At 62.3% G+C, this 20310-nt stretch carries 14 protein-coding genes, 1 tRNA gene and 1 riboswitch; of the genes, 9 read left to right on the top strand and 6 right to left on the bottom strand.

Annotation, left to right across the window (positions count from 1 at the left end):
- The first annotated feature begins 236 nt into the window (after positions 1-236).
- The 4 genes from BUE15_RS08625 to BUE15_RS08610 all read left to right on the top strand — a co-directional run bounded on the left by BUE15_RS08625 (position 237) and on the right by BUE15_RS08610 (position 6529).
- The gene (locus tag BUE15_RS08625; protein ID WP_073283432.1) at positions 237-1826 is read left to right on the top strand and encodes a glycoside hydrolase family 43 protein; all 1590 of its coding nucleotides are present in this window, start codon (positions 237-239) and stop codon (positions 1824-1826) included.
- A gap of 45 nt (positions 1827-1871) precedes the next feature.
- A complete protein-coding gene (locus BUE15_RS08620) occupies positions 1872-3398 on the top strand; it encodes a xylulokinase (protein WP_073283249.1) in 1527 nt (508 codons plus the stop codon).
- 42 nt (positions 3399-3440) lie between these two features.
- Positions 3441-4769 (top strand): xylose isomerase, encoded by a 1329-nt coding sequence (gene xylA, locus BUE15_RS08615; protein ID WP_073283246.1) that lies wholly within the window; start codon positions 3441-3443, stop codon positions 4767-4769.
- A 71-nt stretch (positions 4770-4840) separates the two neighbouring features.
- Entirely contained in the window at positions 4841-6529 is a 1689-nt protein-coding gene (locus BUE15_RS08610) for a sodium/sugar symporter (protein WP_073283244.1), read from the top strand.
- 108 nt (positions 6530-6637) lie between these two features.
- Here BUE15_RS08610 and BUE15_RS08605 read toward each other — a convergent pair whose 3' ends face one another.
- The 5 genes from BUE15_RS08605 to BUE15_RS08585 all read right to left on the bottom strand — a co-directional run bounded on the left by BUE15_RS08605 (position 6638) and on the right by BUE15_RS08585 (position 12295).
- Positions 6638-7669 carry a LacI family DNA-binding transcriptional regulator gene (locus BUE15_RS08605; RefSeq protein ID WP_073283241.1) on the bottom strand — a complete coding sequence of 344 codons (1032 nt, stop codon included), beginning with the start codon at positions 7667-7669 and terminating at the stop codon, positions 6638-6640.
- 126 nt (positions 7670-7795) lie between these two features.
- The gene (locus BUE15_RS08600) at positions 7796-8170 is read right to left on the bottom strand and encodes a cupredoxin domain-containing protein (RefSeq protein WP_073283238.1); all 375 of its coding nucleotides are present in this window, start codon (positions 8168-8170) and stop codon (positions 7796-7798) included.
- Between the two features lie 55 nt (positions 8171-8225).
- A complete protein-coding gene (locus tag BUE15_RS08595) occupies positions 8226-10556 on the bottom strand; it encodes a heavy metal translocating P-type ATPase (RefSeq protein WP_073283235.1) in 2331 nt (776 codons plus the stop codon).
- A 125-nt stretch (positions 10557-10681) separates the two neighbouring features.
- Positions 10682-11977, bottom strand: coding sequence for a chloride channel protein (locus BUE15_RS08590; RefSeq protein ID WP_073283232.1), 1296 nt, complete (start codon positions 11975-11977; stop codon positions 10682-10684).
- Between the two features lie 45 nt (positions 11978-12022).
- Positions 12023-12096, bottom strand: a riboswitch (Fluoride riboswitch).
- 125 nt (positions 12097-12221) lie between these two features.
- Positions 12222-12295: transfer RNA gene (locus BUE15_RS08585), tRNA-Ile, on the bottom strand.
- 159 nt (positions 12296-12454) lie between these two features.
- On the opposite strand from BUE15_RS08585, the gene BUE15_RS08580 reads away from it, so the two are divergent.
- The 3 genes from BUE15_RS08580 (at position 12455) to BUE15_RS08570 (ending at position 15021) form a co-directional block, all read left to right on the top strand.
- A complete protein-coding gene (locus tag BUE15_RS08580; RefSeq protein ID WP_073283230.1) occupies positions 12455-13129 on the top strand; it encodes an HAD family hydrolase in 675 nt (224 codons plus the stop codon).
- On the top strand, positions 13086-14309 hold the full coding sequence (locus tag BUE15_RS08575; protein ID WP_244535919.1) for a site-2 protease family protein: 1224 nt from the start codon (positions 13086-13088) through the stop codon (positions 14307-14309). Before BUE15_RS08580 ends, BUE15_RS08575 begins: the two co-directional genes overlap by 44 nt.
- 70 nt (positions 14310-14379) lie before the next feature.
- Positions 14380-15021: a hypothetical protein gene (locus BUE15_RS08570; RefSeq protein ID WP_073283227.1), complete on the top strand. Its 642-nt coding sequence runs from the start codon at positions 14380-14382 to the stop codon at positions 15019-15021.
- Between the two features lie 121 nt (positions 15022-15142).
- On the opposite strand, the gene BUE15_RS08565 is transcribed toward BUE15_RS08570, so the two are convergent.
- Positions 15143-16333 carry a phosphoglycerate kinase gene (locus BUE15_RS08565; protein ID WP_073283225.1) on the bottom strand — a complete coding sequence of 397 codons (1191 nt, stop codon included), beginning with the start codon at positions 16331-16333 and terminating at the stop codon, positions 15143-15145.
- A gap of 296 nt (positions 16334-16629) precedes the next feature.
- Between BUE15_RS08565 and BUE15_RS08560 the strand changes: the two genes are divergently transcribed.
- Entirely contained in the window at positions 16630-19398 is a 2769-nt protein-coding gene (locus BUE15_RS08560; RefSeq protein WP_073283222.1) for a D-alanine--D-alanine ligase family protein, read from the top strand.
- A gap of 80 nt (positions 19399-19478) precedes the next feature.
- Positions 19479-20264 (top strand): PASTA domain-containing protein, encoded by a 786-nt coding sequence (locus tag BUE15_RS08555; protein WP_073283219.1) that lies wholly within the window; start codon positions 19479-19481, stop codon positions 20262-20264.
- Positions 20265-20310 lie beyond the last annotated feature (46 nt).

Raw genomic sequence — 20310 nt, 5'->3', positions numbered from 1 at the left:
AACTAATTCGGAAACGTTTCCGGACGCGTGCGACCCACTCAAGATGCTTTTTTACAAAAAATCACGCGTCATAGCGGAAACGTTTCCGAAAACTTTATATTTGCTTCAGCCTAAGACGTGGGTTGCGTTTCGGACCTTGCTGCCGACTTCCACCTACCACCTCTATGACGTTCAAATCACCCTTTCAGCGCCTTCTCTCTATTTCGGCCATCTGTCTTTGCTGGCTGGTAGTGGCTATGCTTTCCCCTGCTGCAAGCCAGGCCCAGACAAGCCTATCGAAAGTGTGGGTGCCGGACTTAGGCAACGGCAGCTACAAAAATCCCGTGCTGTACGCCGACTATTCTGACCCCGATGCCATTCGGGTAGGCGATGACTTCTACCTGACTTCCTCCAGTTTCAACTCCGCCCCGGGCCTGCAGATTCTCCACTCCCGCGACCTGGTGAACTGGACGCTTATTGGCGCGGCTTTTCAGGAGCAGCTGCCGAAACTGCGCTACCGCGAGCCGCAGCACGGCAACGGCGTCTGGGCCCCGGCACTGCGCTACCACAACAAGGAATTCTACATCTATTACCCCGACCCCGACCTAGGCATCTTCGTGACCAAGGCGAAGAACCCGGCCGGGCCCTGGTCGACGCCGGTCTGCATCAAGGAGGCCAGCGGCTGGATTGACCCCTGCCCGCTTTGGGACACGGATGGCAAAGCTTACCTCGTGCACGGTTTCGCGGGTTCCCGGGCCGGCATCAAAACCATCTTGGCAGTTTCGCCGATGGCAGCCGACGGCCTGAGCCAGCACGGCCCCGATGCGCTGGTGTATGACGGGCACGCGGCGCATCCGACGCTGGAAGGTCCCAAGTTCTACAAGCGCAACGGCTACTACTACATTTTCGCGCCGGCCGGCGGCGTACCTACCGGCTGGCAGCTGGTGCTGCGCTCCAAAAGCGTGTATGGCCCCTACGAAGAGCGGATTGTGATGGACCAGGGCAAAACGCCCATCAACGGCCCGCACCAGGGCGCCTGGGTCGATACCAACACCGGCGAGGACTGGTTTCTGCACTTCCAGGACCAGGGCCCCTACGGCCGCGTCGTGCATCTGCAGCCGATGGTCTGGAAAAACGACTGGCCGGTGATTGGCGAAGACGCGGACGGCGACGGCAAAGGCCAGCCCGTGCTGACGTATCGGAAACCTCGCATCAAAGGCAAAGCCCAGCCGCTGGCCACGCCCGCCACTTCCGATGAGTTTAGCAGCAACCAACTGGGCCTGCAGTGGCAGTGGCACGCCAATCCGCAGGACTACTGGGCGTTTCTGAACGGGCCGCTGGGCTACCTGCGCCTGTACGCCATGCCGCTGCCCGAGAACTACAAAAACCTGTGGCAGCTGCCCAACCTGCTGCTGCAAAAGCTCCCCGCCGAAACTTTCACCGCCACCACCAAGCTCACGTTTCAGTCGCGGGCCGGGGGCGAGAAGCTGGGACTGGTGATGATGGGCCTCGACTACGCCTATATCTCGCTGACCAACGTGGGCGGCAAGCTGCAGCTCAGCCAGAGCGTGTGCCGCAAAGCCGATAAAGGCAGCCCCGAAACCACCACGGCGCCGGTAGCCGTGCCGCAGCCCAACCAACCAATATACCTGCGCGTGGCCGTGAAGCCGGGGGCCAAGTGCCAGTTCAGCTACAGCTCCGACGGGCAGCAGTTCCAGCCGCTGGGCACCGAGTTTCAGGCTGTGGAGGGCAAATGGATTGGGGCCAAAGTGGGCCTGTTCTGCACCCGCGCCGCCAGGTTCAACGACTCCGGCAACGCCGACATCGACTGGTTTCGCATCGAGTAACGACCACAGCCACCGCTTCCCTCCTACTTCTACCCGCAATTTCCCATGCTTCTCCTCGGAATAGACCTCGGCACTTCGTCCATTAAAGTATCGGTGGTAGATGCCCAGACCCAGCAGTGTCTGGCGTCGGTGAGCTACCCCGAGACGGAGCGTGAGATTCTGACGCGGCAGCCGGGCTGGGCCGAGCAGGACCCGCGCCAGTGGTGGCTCGATGCCCGGCAGGCCATTCTCAACGCCCACGCCACGCAGCGCTACAACCCGCAGGACATCGGCGCCATCGGCATTGCCTACCAGATGCACGGCCTGGTAGTAGTCGACAAGGAGCATCACCCGCTGCGCGACGCCATTATCTGGTGCGACAGCCGGGCCGTGCCCTACGGTGAGGCCGCCCAGCAGGGCATTGGGGCCGAGTATTGCCAGCGCCATCTGCTGAACTCGCCCGGCAACTTCACGGCGGCCAAGCTGGCCTGGGTGAAAGAGCACGAGCCCGACACCTACGCCCGCATCGACAGGATTATGCTGCCCGGCGACTTTCTGGCGCTGCAGCTCACGGGCGAGTCCACGACCAGCATTTCGGCGCTGTCGGAAGGTATTTTCTGGGATTTTGAGCGCCATGCGCTGTCGGAGGAGGTGTTCGGCTTCTTCGGTTTCGACAAGAGCCTGATTCCGCCGGTGCACGACGTATTTGCGCCGCACGGCTACGTGCGCGAAACGGTAGCCGAGGAGCTGGGCCTGCGGGCCGGCATTCCGGTAACCTACAAAGCCGGCGACCAGCCCAACAACGCCCTGTCCCTGAACGTGCTGCGGCCCGGCGAAGTAGCGGCTACGGCCGGCACCTCGGGCGTGATTTACGCCGTTACGGACCAGCTGTTTGTGGATGCGCAGTCGCGCGTGAATCCGTTTGCGCACGTTAATCATACGCGGGAGCAGCAACGCCTGGGCGTGCTGCTCTGCATCAACGGCACCGGCAGCATGAACCGCTGGGCCAGGCAGACCGTGGCCCGCGAGCTAACCTATCCGGAAGCCAACGAGCGGGCCGCGGCCATTGCGCCCGGCTCCGAAGGCCTGCTGTGCCTGCCCTTCGGCAACGGCGTGGAGCGGATGCTGGCCAACCAGCCCGTTGGCGCGCATTTCCACGGCCTCGACCTCAACCAGCACGGCCCGGCGCACATGCTGCGGGCCTCGCAGGAAGGCGTGGCGTTTGCGTTTCGCTACGGCCTGGATCTGATGAGGGAAGGCGGCCTCCACCCTACCGTGGTGAAAGCCGGCTACACCAACATGTTCCTGAGCGACGTTTTCACGCAGGCTTTCGTGAACAGCACCGGTCTGGCCGTGGAGCTACACCAGACCGATGGCAGCGTGGGCGCGGCGCTGGGGGCCGGCATCGGGGCGGGCGTGTACGCTACTCCCGCCGAAGCCTTTCACCACATGCAGCCGCTGCGCACCATCCGGCCCGACGACCACCAGACGGCCGCCTATGAAGCCGGCTATCAGCGCTGGAAAGAGCTGCTGCTGCGCCATCTGCACCCGCCGGCTGCCCCGGCCCTCCTCCCCGATTCCGTTGCCCGCTAGCCGGGCCTACTACACCTTTCACTCTTCTAACCACTTCGTGCCATGAGCTCCGTGCTTGAAAAGAATTCCCTGTTTTCCTCTATCCCGCAGATTCAGTTCGAAGGGCTGGAATCCGATAACCCGCTGGCGTTCCGCTGGTATGATGAGCAGCGCGTAGTGGCCGGCAAGCCCATGAAAGAGTGGCTGCGCTTCGCCGGGGCCTACTGGCACTCGTTCAACGGCTCCGGCGCCGACCCCTTCGGCGAAGCCACCCACCTCTTCCCCTGGGACACCAACTCCGACCCGATTGCGCGCGCCAAAGCCAAGATGGATGCCGCCTTCGAGTTCCTGACCAAGCTGAACCTGCCCTACTACTGCTTCCACGACGTGGACGTGGTGGACTACGGCAACGACATTGCCGAAAATGAGCGGCGGCTGCAGACCATGGTGCAGTATGCCAAGCAGAAGCAGCAGGAAACCGGCCTCAAGCTGCTGTGGGGCACGGCCAACCTCTTCTCGCACCGCCGCTACATGAACGGCGCCAGCACCAACCCCGATTTCCACGTGCTGGCCCACGGCGCGGCGCAGGTGAAAGCCGCTATTGATGCTACCATTGAGCTGGGCGGCGAGAACTACGTATTCTGGGGGGGCCGCGAAGGCTACATGACCCTGCTCAACACCAACATGCAGCGCGAGCAGGAGCACTTCGCCAAGTTCCTGCACACGGCCAAAGACTACGCCCGCCGCAACGGCTTCACCGGCACGTTCTTCATCGAGCCCAAGCCGATGGAGCCCACCAAGCACCAGTACGACTACGACGCGGCCACCGTCATCGGGTTCCTGCGCCAGTACGATTTGCTCGACGACTTCAAGCTGAACCTGGAAGTGAACCACGCCACGCTGGCCGGCCACACGTTCCAGCACGAGCTGCAGGTAGCCGCTGACGCGGGCCTGCTGGGCAGCATTGACGCTAACCGCGGCGACTACCAGAACGGCTGGGACACCGACCAGTTCCCGAACGACATCTACGAGCTGACCGAATCCATGCTCGTGATTCTGGAAGCCGGCGGACTGCAGGGCGGCGGCATCAACTTCGACGCCAAAATCCGCCGCAACTCCACCGACCCGGTCGACCTGTTCCACGCCCACGTGGGCGGCATGGACATCTTCGCCCGCGCCCTCATCACTGCCGACAACATTCTGCAGAAGTCGGACTACCGCAAGATCCGGCAGGAGCGCTACGCCTCGTTCGACTCGGGCGCCGGGCAGGCGTTTGAGCAGGGCCAGCTCACGCTGGAGCAGCTGCGCGACTATGCCGCCGAGAATGGCGAGCCGGAAGTACGCAGCGGCAAGCAGGAGTACCTGGAGAACCTGATTAACCGCTATATTTAGGCGCTTTCCATGCATCAGGGCGAGGCTGCGGCCTCGCCCTGTTTGTGTCTACTTCTCCCCGTACGTCCGCTATGCAGCACCAGCTCTCTACCTTCGACTACGTCGTCTTCTTCATCTACTTTCTGATTGTGGCCGGCTACGGCATCTGGATCTACCGCCGCAAAACCGGCCACGACGGCACAGCGGAAGGGGATTCGAAAGACTATTTCCTGGCCGAAGGCTCCCTGACGTGGTGGGCCATCGGCTCGTCGCTGATTGCCTCCAACATCTCGGCCGAGCAGTTTGTGGGCATGTCCGGCTCGGGCTTCAAGATGGGCCTGGCCATTGCCACCTATGAATGGATGGCGGCCCTGACGCTCATCATCGTGGCCATCTTCTTCATTCCGGTGTACCTGAAGAACAAGATCTTCACGATGCCGCAGTTCCTGCACCAGCGCTACAACGGCACTGTGGCCATGATTATGGCCATTTTCTGGCTGATGCTCTACGTGGTGGTCAACCTGACGTCCATTCTCTACCTCGGGGCCATTGCCGTGAGCAGCATTTCGGGCCTCAACCTTGATTTCTGCCTCTACGCCCTGGCAGCGTTTGCCATCATCATCACCCTCGGCGGCATGAAGGTTATCGGCTTCACCGACGTGATTCAGGTGTTTTTCCTGATTCTGGGCGGCCTGGCTACCACTTATCTGGCCCTGAACCTGGTAGCCGACCACTTCGGCGAGTCGGGTGTGGTTTCCGGCTTCCGCCTCATGAGTGAGCAGGCCAACGACCACTTCCACATGATTCTGCATGAGGAAAACCCCAGCTACAGCGCGCTGCCGGGCCTCACGGTCCTGCTTGGCGGCATGTGGATTGTGAACCTCAACTACTGGGGCTGCAACCAGTACATCACGCAGCGCGCCCTCGGTGCCGACCTGCCTACTGCCCGCTCCGGCCTGCTGTTCGCCGCTTTCCTCAAGCTGCTGATGCCGGTGATTGTGGTGCTGCCGGGCATTGCGGCCTACGTGCTCTACAAGCAGGGGGTATTCGGCCCGGCCGAGTTTGGTGCGGGCGCCGACCTGAACCCCGACCGTGCCTACCCCGTGCTGCTCAACATTCTGCCCAGCGGCCTCAAAGGCCTGTCCTTTGCGGCCCTCACGGCGGCCGTAGTGGCCTCACTGGCCGGCAAAGCCAACTCCATTGCCACCATTTTCACCCTCGACATCTACAAGAAGGTCTTCAACCCGGAGGCTTCGGAGAAGCGGCTGGTGAACGTAGGCAAGATTGCCGTAGTCGTGGCCATGGTGCTGGGCGTACTGATTGCGCCTCACCTGGGCATCGACAAGAAAGGCGGTTTCGAGTTTATTCAGGAGTACACGGGCTTTGTGTCGCCGGGTATTTTTGCCATGTTCATCCTGGGCTTCTTCTGGAAAAAAACCACTTCCTCGGCCGCTCTTTTCGCCACCATCGGCGGCTTTGTGCTGTCCGTGATTCTGAAGCTGCTGCCTGGCTTCGCCGACCTGTCGTTCCTCGCGCCGATGGGCTTTGCGGTGAAGAATGCCGAAGGGCTGTACGAAATTCCCTTCCTCGACCGGATGGGCTTCGTGTTCCTGATCTGCGTGGCTTTCATGGTGGTTATCAGCCTCGTGGAAACCAGCCGGGGCGTGAAAACCAACGGCCTGGAAGTAGACGCCAGCATGTTCCGGCCGCAGCGCAGCTTCATCATCGGCGCGCTGGTCATCGTGACGCTGCTCACCGGCCTCTACACTTTCTACTGGTAGGCCCGTCGAGCGCCTCGCCCAGCAGCAACAGGCGGTCCGGTCTGGCTCATCAGGAGCCGGCCGGGCCGCTTTTTTGGGTCAGAAAATCAGTTAGAATGCCGCCGGGCGCTACTTCTGCCGCACAGAGGAACCCCGCACAACCAGCGTGGGCTTGAGCACGATGCGCTGCCCGGTGAAATACTCCGTGCGCTTCAGGATCTGCAGAAACAGCTGCACGGCCACCTCCCCCATCAATTGCCCGCGCTGGTCAATAGAGGTCAGCTGCGGCTTGATCATGGTCGTGAACGGCTCGTTGCTGAACCCTACCAGCGCCACATCGTGCGGCACCTGCAGGCCGTGGGCTTCCAGGGCCTGCAGCGCCCCGGCCGCCGCAAAATCGTAGGCCGAAAACACGGCGTCGGGCAGTGGGCGGCGGGTGAGCAGCTCTTGCATGGCCGCCGCGCCGGCCGCCGTGCCGGAGCCGCTCAGCGGCAGCACCAGCTGCTCGTCGTAGGGCAGGTTGTGGGCCAGCAGCGCATCGTGGTAGGCGCGGTGGCGGTTGAAGGTGGTATTGATGCTTTGCGGCCCGGCCAGGTGCGCTATCCGGCGGCATCCCTGCCGAATAAGGTGCTCCACAGCCTGATAAGCGCCCCGGTAATCGTCCACGACTACGCCGCAGGCGTTGGGCAGGTCCGGCATCCGGTCGAAAAACACCAGCGGCGTGGCCTGATGGCGCACCTTCTCGAAGTGGCTCATCTCGCGCGTGGTGTTCGACATAGACACCAGCACGCCGTCTACCTGCGCGTTTAGCAGGGCTTCCACGTGCTTTTTTTCCTGCGCCTCCTCCTCGTTCGACTGGCAGATCATGACGCTGAAGCCCGCCTTGCTGGCCACTTCCTCGATGCCATGCACTACGGCCGGAAAAAATGCGCCGTTGATGTGCGGCACAATTACGCCCAGCATGTTGCTGCGGCCCTTGCGCAGGGCGGCAGCCAGGGTATTGGGCCGATAGTTCAGCTTTTCGGCCAGCGCCCACACCTGCTGCTTGGTAGCTTCACTGACGTCGGAAGCATTGTTCAGGGCCCTGGAAATAGTGGAAATAGACAGCCCCAGCTGCTCCGCTAAGTCGGAAATGGAAATGCGCTTGTTTCCTTTGGCCATGCAACTAACAGGGAAGTAAGACGGCTGCCGCCCAGCTCGTGCGGGGCTTGCGCTGAAAATCAGCAGGTTCTTATCAGCCCGGCGCAAGCCCGGACGCAGGCAGCCTGACTTCCTTGCCCTAAGCTACTAGTTGACGACGAGACGACCGCGCAGCATGTGCATGCCGCAGCTGAATTCGTAGGTGCCGGCCTGCCGGGGCAGCAGCTCTATGGTGGTGGTCTGGAAGGGCGGCAGCTCCCGGCGGATGTTGAAATCGGGCAGCAGCAGCTCTTCGGAACAGCTGTTGTCTTCGTCGCGGTAGAAGTGGAGCTGCACGGGCTGGCCCCGCTCCACCTCAATTACATCGGGCGAGTAGCCGCCTTTCACGCGAATGTCTACCTGCTGCATGCCGCCACTGGTGGCAGCCGCTACGCGCTGGTGCGGGGCGAAAAAGAAAAACCACACCACAAAGCCAATCAGGCCGCTACCGGCCAGCGTGACGAGAATCTGGGAAGCATCCATAAGTAAGAAATACGGAAGGTGAGCCGCCGCAAGGGCAGCAGCATGTGGCTACTGGTCAGACGCGGGCGGCGCGCAGCCGGAGCGAGTTGGTGAGCACGGAAACCGAGCTAAGCGCCATGGCGGCGGCGGCCAGCATGGGCGAGAGCAGCCAGCCCGTAACCGGATACAGCAGCCCCGCCGCTACCGGAATGCCCAGCGTGTTGTAGATGAAGGCGAAAAACAGGTTCTGCCGGATGGTGCGCATGGTTTTCCGCGACAGTTCGATGGCCGTGACCACGCCCTGCAGATCGGAGCGCATAAGCGTGATGCCGGCCGCTTCCATGGCCACATCAGCGCCCGAGCCGATGGCCAGGCCGATATCTGCCTGGGCCAGCGCGGGTGCATCGTTTATACCGTCGCCGACCATGGCCACCGTGCGGCCTTCGGCCTGCAGCTCCTTCACTTTCCCGGCCTTGTCCTGCGGCAGCACTTCGGCATAAAAGCGCCGGATGCCCACTTGCCCGGCTACTTTGGCGGCCGTTTGCTGGTTGTCGCCGGTCATCATCACCACCTCAATACCGGCGCTCTGCAGCCGTCGGATGGCCTGCGCCGATGAGTCGCGCACGGTATCGGCTACGCCGAAGAGGGCTACGGCCTGGCCGTTGAGCGCCGCGTAGAGGACGGTTTTGGCCTGATCGAGCAGCTGTGCGGCGGCCTGCTCCAGCTCCGGGGTCAGCTGGATATTGTTTTCGGTGAGCAGCCGACGGTTGCCAATCAGCACGGCCTGCCCGTCTACCATGGCTTCCGCGCCACGGCCTTCGTGCGCCCGAAAGCCCGTAGCCGACAGTATTTCCGCGCCCTGCTGTCCGGCGTACTGCACCACGGCCTCCGCCAGTGGGTGCTCCGACTGCCGCTCCACGGCGGCCAGTTGCTGCAGCACCAGCCCCGGATCAGACGCACCGGCAGCGGGCACGAAATCCGTAACGGCCGGCTCCCCGCGGGTGATAGTGCCGGTTTTGTCGAGCAGCACGGTATCTACCTCGTGGGCCTTTTCCAGCGCCTCAGCGTTGCGAATCAGCACGCCTTTCTCCGCTCCTTTTCCCGTCCCGACCATGATGGCCGTGGGCGTGGCCAGCCCCAACGCGCAGGGACACGCAATGATGAGCACGGCCACGAAATTGACCAGCGCCAAGGGCAGGCGATGCCCGGGTTCGGCCAGATTAAACCATGCCACGAAGGTGATGATGGCTAGAATGATAACCACCGGCACAAATACCGCGCTTACTTTGTCGGCGAGGCGCTGAATGGGCGCGCGGCTGCCCTGGGCTTCTTCCACCAGCTTCACAATCTGGGCCAGCATGGTTTCAGCGCCTACTTTCGTGACCCGGAAGCGGAAGGCGCCGGTTTTGTTGAGCGTAGCCCCAAACACGGCGTCGCCGGCCGTTTTCTCCACGGGCAGGCTTTCCCCGGTCAGCATCGACTCGTCGAGGGCAGAGTGGCCGCTGATCATGACGCCGTCGGTGGCTACCTTCTCGCCGGGCCGCACCAGCACTTCGTCGCCGGGCAGCACCTGCTCAATCGGAATATCGACTTCCTGCCCACCACGCATTACGCGGGCCGTTTTGGCCTGCAGGCCCATCAGGGCTTTGATGGCGGCCGACGTTTTGAGCTTGGCGCGGCTTTCCAGCACCTTGCCCAGCAGAATCAGAGCAATGATGGTGGCGGTAGTATCGTAGTACACGTCGGGCATCAGGCCGCGGGCCATGAAGAAGCGGGGCGCCACGGTAGCGGCCACACTGTACAGAAACGCTGCGCCCGTGCCCACGGCAATCAGCGTATCCATGCTGGCGGTGCGGTGGCGCAGGCTGTTCCACGCCGACACGTAGAATTCGCGGCCACTATAGAGCAGCACGGGCAGCGTCAGCAGCAGCAGCACGTAGTTGAGCACCGGCATAGAAATGTGGCTCATCAGGGCCGGCCACAGCATGAGCATGCTCAGGGGCATGATAACCACGGCCAGCACCACGGCCACCTGAAAGCGGCGCTTGAGGCGGGCATAGGCGTCGGCTTTGCGCTGGGCCAGTTCTTCGTCGGAGGCCAGCGGGCTGGGCTGCGCCTGGGCAGCCGGCTCGTGTACGGTGTAGCCAGCCTGCTCCACTACCGCCCGCAGGCCGGCGCGGCTGGTGAGGGCCGGCTCAAACTCGACGGTGGCTTTCTCGGTGGCCAGGTTCACGGTGGCGCGCTGCACGCCGGGCGTACGGCTCAGGGCCCGCTCCACCACGTTCACGCACGAGGCGCAGGTCATACCCTCAATGTCGAGGGTGGCGGTTTGGGTGCCCGGCCCGGCGGCCAGCGGCGGAACCGGGCCGCTACCGGGGGCGGAAGGCGTTATAGGCAAGGTATTCATGGCAAGGAAAAACAGGAGGACGCCACACGGCGGTTCATCTGCAAATAACCAACTCGGGCCCCGAAAGGATGTACAGAATTCCTTTTACGACCTACAGCTTTGTGCTTGCGGCCGCCACTGCGCTGCTACAGATCTTCCAGGCGCCGGTCTTGCTGCCGCCCGAAGCGCAGGTGCTTGGCCTGCCCAATGCGCTGCGCGCCGTAGATGCCCGTGTGCCCCGAAAACAGATACGACACCACGCAGGCCAGCGCCAGATACGCGGCTCCCTGCACCCCAAACAGCTCCAGGCCCATCAGCAGGCAGGCCAGCGGCGTATTGGCCGCCCCCGCAAACACGCCCACAAACCCCATGGCCGCCAGCAGCGCCACCGGCAGCGGCAGCACCACCGCTAGCGCCGAGCCCAGCGTAGCCCCGATGAAAAATAGCGGCGTCACTTCCCCACCTTTGAAGCCGCAGCTTAGGGTCAGGGCTGTGAGGAGCAGCTTCCAGATGAAGTCCGAAGGGCCCAGCGGCTCCTGAAACGCGGCCACGATAACCGGCACGCCCAGGCCCAGGTAGCGGGTGGTGCCCAGCGCCCCTACTACCGCCAGCAGCAGCAGGCCGCCCAGCACAGGCCGCAGCAGCGCATAGGAAATACGCCCGAACTGCCGGCTCAGCCAGTGCGTGAGCGTAGCGAAGCTCCGGGCCACCACTCCAAACAACGCCCCGGCCAGCAGCGCGCAGCCAAACGCCAGCGGCGTGAGCGGCAATGCCGCCAGCTGCGGATACGCGGTATGTCCCACGCCCCAGGCCCGCGTCACGAAGTCGGCGCTGATGGCGGCCAGAAAGGCAGGCAGCACGGCGTCGTAGCGGATAGCGCCCAGCCGCACCACTTCCAGCCCGAACACCGCGCCGGCCAGCGGCGTGCCGAATACCGACGCAAACCCCGCACTCATGCCCGCCAGCAGCAGCAGGCGCCGGTCGCGCGGGCGCAGGCGAAACAGCCGCGTGAGCTGATCGGCCAGCGCGCCGCCCATCTGTACGGCGGTTCCTTCGCGGCCCGCCGAGCCGCCCACGAGGTGCGTGAGCAGCGTACCGCCCAGCACCAGCGGCACCATGCGCAGCGGAATCGGGGCCTGGGGTGCGTGAATCTGCTCCAGTAAAAGGTTGTTGCCGCGCGCCGCCTGCCCACCGACATAGTGATAAGTCAGCCCGATACCCAGGCCGGCCAGCGGCAGCAGCCACAGCACCCACGGCTGCAGCTCGCGCCAGTCCGTCATGTAGTCAAGCGCCACCAGAAACAGCGCCGAAGCCGACCCGGCCAGGCCCCCAACCAGCCCACTAATCAGCAGCCAGCGCAGCAGAAAGACGAGGGCAGCTACGGCCTGCAGGCGGCGCAAAGGGTCAGGAAGCTGGCGAAACCAATCGGAACGGTGAAGCATAATCGAACTATATGACAAACTACCCGGGCAGCCGCCTTGGCTGTCCGCTCAGTAGGAATCATCAGCGCAAAGCACGAAGCTTCGGCGGTTCGCGGTGGAAATCCATCACCGTATGCGCAGGGCGAATATAGGAAGGCCTGGTTGTGTTGCCCCGCCCACAAATCAACTCAGCCAAACACATTTTCCCGCTACCGGCAAAATGTAAAAACCCGCCCTACACACGTATAAAGCGGGTTTTTGACTGTGGGCCCAACTGGAATCGAACCAGTGACCTACTGATTATGAGTCAGTTGCTCTAACCGATTGAGCTATAGGCCCGGTGCCAAACCAATTACTTGTTTCATTGATTTCGACGGTGCAAACTTCGAAGTTTGTGGCCGTATTTGCAATTGGAGCGCAGTAAATAGTGAAATGAGTGTCGGCTACGGTAGCAGGCGCTGCCTTTCGCTGGCTCGGCAGCTCCCTTTTTCACTTTTCATGCCCGGAAAACTTCCCCATCTGCTCTTCGACTTCGGCGGCGTCATCATCAACATCGACTACCAACGCACGCTGGAGGCCATGCGCCGCCTCAACCGGCACGGCAGCACCATCGAGTTTACACAGGCGGCCCAGTCGGAGCTGTTTGATCTGATGGAAACCGGGCGCCTGACGCCGCAGGAGTTCCGCGACGGGCTGCGCACGGCCTACGAGCTCGACGCCACCGACGAGGAGCTGGACGCTGCATGGAACGCGCTGCTGCTGGACGTGCCCGCCGACCGGCTGGCCCTGATTGCCGGGCTGCGCGCCGAGGGCTACCAGACGGCGCTACTTTCCAACACCAACCAGATTCATATTGAGCAGATCAACCAGGTGCTGCGCACGCAATACGGCTTCGAGCACGGTATTGCCGACTGCCTGGACCGAGTCTTCTACTCGCAGCAGGTAGGGCTGCGCAAGCCCGGCGAGGAGATTTTCCGGCACGCGCTCCGCGAGATGAACTGGAAAGCCGAAGAAACTCTTTTCATCGAGGACAGTTTTCAACACATAGAAACGGCCCGCCGGCTGGGGCTGCACACGCTGTTCCTGGCTCCGCCGCTCACTCTCACCGACGCTCTGCCCGCTGCCCTCCGTGCCTTCCCCGACCGAGAATACTCCGCCCCTCCCCTTTCCTGACGCGCCCTCGCGCCCTCTGCCGCCCCTGGAGGACATTGAGGCCGCCTTTACCCGCTACGAGAAGCCCGAGCCACCGCGCTGGCGCCGCTATGCGCTGCACCTGGGCCTGTTCCTGCTGACGCTGCTCACGACTACGCTGGCCGGCGCCGAGTGGATGACGGGCAACTTCACGTTCGGCTCGCCAACACTTACGCAGGCTGAAATTTTGCGGGGGCTGTGGTTTTCCGTGCCGTTTCTGGGGGTGCTGGCGGTGCATGAGTTCGGGCACTACTTCACGGCGCGGCGCAACAGTGTGCGGGCTTCGCTGCCCTTTTTCATTCCGTTTTTCACGGGCCTGTTCAGCACCATCGGCACGTTCGGGGCTGTCATCCGCATCAAGGACCGGATTTTCTCGCGGCGCGAGTTTTTCGATATTGGACTGGCGGGGCCGCTGGCCGGATTTCTGGTGGCCGTGCCGGTGCTGATTTACGGCTTTCTGAGTCTGCCGCCTGCTGAGTACGTCTTTCAGGTTCACCCGGAATATCAGCAATATGGCGCCGACTATGCCCGCTACGTGTACCAGGGCGGCCAGGGCCTGACACTGGCCAAGCCGCTGCTTTATCAGGGCCTCGAATACCTGTTTGCGGACCCGGCCCGACTGCCCCACCCCAACGAATTAACCCATTACCCGGTGCTGCTGGCCGGGGCGCTGGCATTGTTCTTCACGGCGCTCAACCTGTTGCCTATCGGCCAGCTTGATGGAGGGCATATTCTGTACGGGCTGCTGGGGGCGCAGCGCTTCAACCGGCTGTCGGCGGTGCTGTTCATCGGCTTTATCTTTTATGCCGGATTGGGGCTATTTTCGCTGCAAACCACCGGCCGGGAGTGGCTCTACTGGGGCCTGCCTTACTTCGGCTACCTGTTTCTGGTGCTGCGGCGGGTGGTGCCTACGCCGCGCCGCGCGCTGCACCTGAGTGTGGGCGTGTGGGCCGCGCAGTTGGCGTGTGCGGTAGCCTGGCCGGGCATTCTCGGCAACCCGGGCTGGCTGGTATTCGGGTTGCTCCTGAGCCGGGTGATGGGCATTTTTCACCCGCCGGCCCTCGATGAAACGCCGCTTTCCCCCGGCCGCAAGGTGCTGGGCTGGCTGATGCTGGCTATTTTTGTGCTGTGCTTCACGCCCAGTCCCTTCACGTTCAGCTAGCTCGCGCTATGCGGGGGCTGGCTTGTTTTAACTCCGTGGCGGCCTGTGCCGCTGCTTTCCTGCCTGATTGATGCACCTTGAACAACGCCGGCTGTGGGCCGGCAGTACTCAGCTAGCCCTGCGCCAGCACGGCTTCTACATCTGCCAGCGTCAGGCCTCGGGCCGGGCGGTGCTGGAAGTAGAGCTGCCCTACGAAGAAATTCTGCCGGTGCGCGTAGAGCGCCGCCGCAGCGTGCCGCGCAACAAGCTGCTGAGCCTGCTGGGCATTGTCTGCTGGCTGCTCTTCACCTTCACCCTCGACCACCACCAGGACGCTTCATTTGTCGTGGATTTCTGGCTGTGGTTTCTGGGTTTGGGTGGCGGCCTGGGCGCATACGTCTGGTATGGCTGGCAGCATCAGTGGCGCGAGTTTGTGCTCCTGACGTCCCGTTCCAGCGTCATCCTGGCCGACCGTGCCGCCGAGCAGGATGCCCTGGAGGGTTTCGCGCGGGCGCTGGAACACCGCACCAAAAACTACCTCCGCCACGAGTACGGGCAGATCAACCCACTGGCACCCATTGAGATGCAGCTCAGCCGCCTCGACTGGCTCCACAGCCTCGACGTGCTGTCCGCTACCGAAGCCCGCACCCGCGCCACCCGCCTCACCGGCCGCCTTTCCACCGACACGCTACGCAGCATGGGCCAGGACCTGGAAATGCCCTACGTGAATTAGATTTTATCTAACAGAAGTCAGATACAAGAAATGAGAGGTGAGACTTTCGTTCTAAGAACCCGGTTGGGCTAACAGAACGAAAGTCTCACCTCTCATTTCTTGTATCTGACTTCTATACTATCTACCGTCCTTCCAGCGCCGCTACGCCGGGCAGCTCTTTGCCTTCCATGTACTCCAGCAGCGCGCCGCCGCCGGTGCTGATGTAGCTCACCTGCTCCGAAAAGCCCATCTGGTTGACAGCCGCCGCCGAGTCGCCGCCCCCAATGAGGCTGAACGCGCCGGCTTCGGTGGCCTCGGCAATGGCTTTGGCTACGGCCCTGGTGCCTTTGGCGAAGTTGCTCATCTCAAACACGCCCATCGGGCCGTTCCAGAGAATGGTTTTCGACTGACGCACCACTTCGGCAAACGCCTTGCTGGACTCGGGGCCCAGGTCGAGGCCCATCCAGCCATCGGGAATTTCGCTGTTCGAGGCCACCTTCGTCTGGGCGTCGTTGGCGAATTTGTCGGCAATGAGGCTGTCGGTGGGTAGCATCAGGTTTACGCCTTTGGCCTTGGCCTTCTCAATCAGGCTCAGCGCCAGATCCATCTTGTCGGCTTCCAGCAGCGAACTGCCGATGTGCCCGCCCTGCGCTTTGGCAAACGTGTAGGCCATGCCGCCCCCGATCAGCAGGTTATCCACCTTGTCGAGCAGCTTCTCAATCAGCATGATCTTGTCCGAGATTTTGGCACCGCCCATGATAGCCGTGAAGGGCCGTTCGGCGTGCTCCAGCACTTTTTTGGCGTTGTCCAGCTCGCTTTGCAGCAGGTAGCCGGCCACCCGGTCAGCGGGTGCGAAGTGGCTGGCCATTACGGCCGTGGAGGCGTGCTTGCGGTGAGCAGCACCGAAGGCGTCGTTCACGTACACGTCGCCGAGCGGGGCCAGCTTTTCGGCAAACGCCGCGTCGCCTTTCTCTTCCTCGCCATAGAAGCGCACGTTTTCTACCAGCAGAATCTGGCCGGGCTGCAGCGCCTGGGCCTGCTCCTGGGCCTTCAGCACGTCATCGGCAAACTGCACCTGCTGGCCGTACTCCTGGCTCAGGCGAGCCACAATGTGTCGCAGCGAATATTTATCCTCGGGGCCGCCTTTGGGCCGGCCCAGGTGGGAAAGCAGCACTACTGAGCCGCCATCGGCCAGAATCTTTTTGATGGTAGGCGTAGCCGCCCGAATACGAGTATCGTCGGTGATGGCGAAGCTTTTGTCGAGCGGCACGTTGAAGTCAACACGCACCACGGCGCGCTTCCCGGCAAAGTTGTACTGGTCGAGGGTTTGCATGGAATAGGAATTGGGGTGAGGGATGGGCGAAGATAGGGGTTGAGGTGATGAGGTTACACGTAACAGGTGATGAGGTGAATGGTGATGAGGTGAAATGCAGAACGTCATTTCGAGCTTGCCGAGGAATCTCGCTAGTGTGGTAATTACCACGCGGGAGTCAGCACGCGAGATTCCTCGGCAAGCTCGAAATGACCGCCTTTTCCTCCCTCACCATCATTCCCCATCACACCTCACCATCTACCTGTCACCTCATCACCATTCACCCCATCACCTCATTACCTATCTTTGCGCTACCTATGAAAATTGGCATCTTCTTCGGCGGCCCGTCGCGTGAGCGGGAAATCAGCTTCGCGGGCGGCCGCACCGTATACGACAACCTCGACAAGGCCCTGTTTGAGGCCGTGCCGGTGTTTGTGGACAGCCGCGGCAACTTCATTTTGCTCGACTGGCACTACATTTATAAGGGCACCATCCGGGACTTCTATCCGCCGGTTTCGGCGCTGCCCGCTTCCGAGCACAAGCTGCAGGTCTACCTGGAAAGCCTGGGCGAGCTGGCGCAGGCCGAGCAGGACCAGATTATCGTCGAAGTAGGCCGCCGCGTGCAGCCGCATGAGTTGCGCGAGCTGATGGATTTTGCCTTCCTGGCTTTGCACGGCCCGGCCGGCGAAGATGGCGCTATTCAGGGCCTGCTGGAGTGGTATGGCATTCCGTATTCGGGCTCCGGCATCCTGCCTTCGGCCTTCGGCATTGATAAGATTGCGCAGAAAAAGCTGCTGCACGCGCTGGGCCGGCCCACGCCTGCCTTCCGCGTCGTGACGGCCGAAGAGTGGGACGCCGCCGACCCGCAAGCTACCCTCGACTACCTCGTGCGGGAGCTTGGTTTGCCGCTGGTGTTCAAGGCCCCGCGCCAGGGCAGCAGCATCGGCATCAGCATCCTGCGCGAAGCCGACGTGACCAGGTTTCAGGCGGCCATTGACCGCAGCCTGTTCCGCAAAACCGTGACCCGCGACGACTGGCAGCGCCTTTCGGAGCGCGACAAGCTGGCCTGGGTGCAGCACCTCACCGATATCCGCGACGGTATCGGGCTGCCGGTGGTGCTAGACGACGAGCCGACCGTCATTTATCATCCCGAAGCGCTGCTCACTACGCTCACCGAGCGGCTGCAAACCGCTGAAGCAGTCCGCCTGACCAACGTGGATGGTGAGTCGCAGGTGCTGGTGGAAAGCTTTGTGCAGGGCCGCGAGTTTTCGTGTATCGTGGTGGAAGACCCGAGCGGCAAGCCGCTGGCGCTGCCGCCCACGGAGATTGTGAAGGGCGAGGAAATGTTCGACTACCGCTCGAAGTACCTGCCTGGCCTGTCGCGCAAAATCACCCCCATCGACCTGCCCGAAGCGGAAATCCAGCGTATCCGGGAAGCCTGCGAGGAAATGTTCACCACGTTCGGCTTCCAGGTATACGCGCGTCTCGACGGATTTTTGGCTAGTAATGAGGTGAAAAGTGATGGAGTGAAAGGTGAGAGCCATTCTTTATTACCTCATCACTCCATCACCTCATCCCCCCAGATTTTCCTCAACGACCCGAACACCACGTCGGGTATGCTGCCGGCGTCGTTCTTTTTCCATCAGGCGGCCGAAATCGGGCTCAATCCGTCGCAGTTTCTCACGTTCCTGATTCGTACGTCCGTGGCGGCGCGGCGGCGCGGCGGCATGCAGCCGGTGCGGCTGGCGGCCCTGCTGCAGCGCCTCGATACGGCCGTGGCGTCGCGGGCCCACGAGGAGCGCACCCGCACCAAAGTGGCCGTAATTATGGGCGGCTACTCGTCGGAGCGTCACATTTCGGTGGAGAGCGGCCGGAATATCTACGAGAAGCTCAGCTCCAGCGTGAAGTATGAGCCAGTGCCGGTGTTTCTGGCCGGCAACAGCCAGGAATTCCGCCTGTATGTGCTGCCCATCAACGTGATGCTGAAGGACAACGCCGACGACATCCGGGAGAAAATCGAGTACGCCGAAGCCGGCCACGAGCTGCATCCGGTGCTGGCCCGCATCCGCCGTGAGGCCGAGGCCATTACCAGCACTTACGCCGGCCAGGCTACGGCCCAGCCACGCCGTGTTTCGTTCGCGGAGCTGGCCGACATGGTCGACGAGGTGTTTATTGCGCTGCACGGCCGCCCCGGCGAGGATGGCGCCCTGCAGCGCGAGCTGGAAAAGTTCGGGCTGCCTTATAACGGCTCAGGCGCCGATTCCAGCTCCGTCACCATCAATAAGTTTGAAACCAACCGCCGCCTGCGCGAAGCCGGGCTGCGCGTGGCCGAGCACCGCATGGCCAGCCGCCTGGAATGGCAAGCCGATGCGGAAGGCTTCTACCGCAGCCTCGAAACGCAGTTCCCCTACCCTTTCATCGCCAAGCCCGCCGACGACGGCTGCTCTTCGGCCGTGAAGAAAATCAAGACCCGCGCCGAGCTGGAGGCCTTCACCCGCCTCATCTTCCGCGACCAGGAAGACCTGATGCCCGAGGACGCCACCACGCTCAGCCTGGGCTTCAAGGAGGAGTTTCCGCAGAAGGACGCCTTCCTGGTGGAAACCCTGATTTCGCGCGACGGCGCGGCGCATTTCCTGGAAGTGACGGGCGGCCTGCTCACGCATTTCGGGCCCAACGGCGAGCTGCAGATTGAGGTATTTGAAGCCTCCGAAGCCCTGGCGACGGGCGAAGTGCTGAGCCTGGAAGAGAAGTTTCTGGCCGGCGAAGGCCAGAACATCACGCCGGCCCGCTATGCCCCGGAGCCGCAGGAGCGCCAGCGCATTTCGGAGGAAGTGAAAGCCGAGCTGAAGCGCGTGGCCGAGGTGCTCGACATTCAGGGTTACGCCCGCATCGACGCGTTTGTGCGGGTGCGCGACAACGGGGCGGTGGAAGTGCTGATCATCGAGGTAAACTCGCTGCCCGGCATGACGCCCGCCACCTGTATCTTCCACCAGACCGCGCTGGCCGGCTACACGCCCTACCAGTTCATCGACCAGATTCTGGAATTCGGGAAAAAGAGAGCCGAGAAGTTAGAGCTTAGAGCTTAGAATCATGTCATTACCTTATGTTGCTTTTCGGGCCAGAACTTCGCTAAGTTCTACGTTCTCATATCTCAGCTCTCCCCCAGATGTCCTTTCTCAAATCTGATACGCCGCTCGACCTTGTAAAGCACCTGCTGGTGATTGGCCTGGCCACGGCGGCGCTGGTGTTCGGGTTCTTTTTCGTGTATCTGCCGCTCACCACCAACCACGGCGAAACCATCGTGGTGCCCAAAATCACGGGCATGAACCAGGCCGACCTCGAAGACTACCTCGACGAGCGAAACCTGCGCTACTACGTCGACGACAGCTCCTACAACCCCGGCACCCGGCCTTTCACGGTGCTGAACCAGGACCCCGCGCCCGGCGAGAAGGTGAAGGAAGACCGTAAAATCTACATTACGGTGGCCATGAAGAGCCCGCCCGTCATCAAAATGCCCAAGCTGACCGACGGCTCGGTGAAAAACGCGCAGATGATTCTGAGCAGCTACGACCTGGTGGTAGGCCAGATTAAGCTGGTGCCCAACATTCAGCAGAACGCGGTGCTGCGGCAGCTGGTGAACGGCAAAGACATTGCGCCCGGCGCGGCTATTGCCAAAGGCACCAAAGTAGACTTGGAAGTAGGCGACGGCCTCGGCAACCAGGAATTCCCGGTTCCCAACCTCATCAACATGCCCGCCGACGAAGCTACTACGCTGCTGGTAGGCCAGGGCCTGCAACTGGGCGAAGTATTCTATCAGCCCGCCCAGAACGGCGAAACCGACGGCACCGTGGTAAAGCAGCGCCCCGTGGCCTCGCCCGGCGCTACCATTCGCATGGGCCAGCTGGTTGATATCTGGGTGGCCGGCGACGAACCCGTGAAAGGCGTAAACTAGCACAAAGCCTGTTTTACGATGAGCCCTCATCAGGACAGCTGCGCGG

The sequence above is a fragment of the Hymenobacter psychrotolerans DSM 18569 genome, assembly GCF_900142395.1.
GTDB classification, from domain to species: domain Bacteria; phylum Bacteroidota; class Bacteroidia; order Cytophagales; family Hymenobacteraceae; genus Hymenobacter; species Hymenobacter psychrotolerans.
This window is presented reverse-complemented; position numbering and strand designations above follow the sequence as displayed.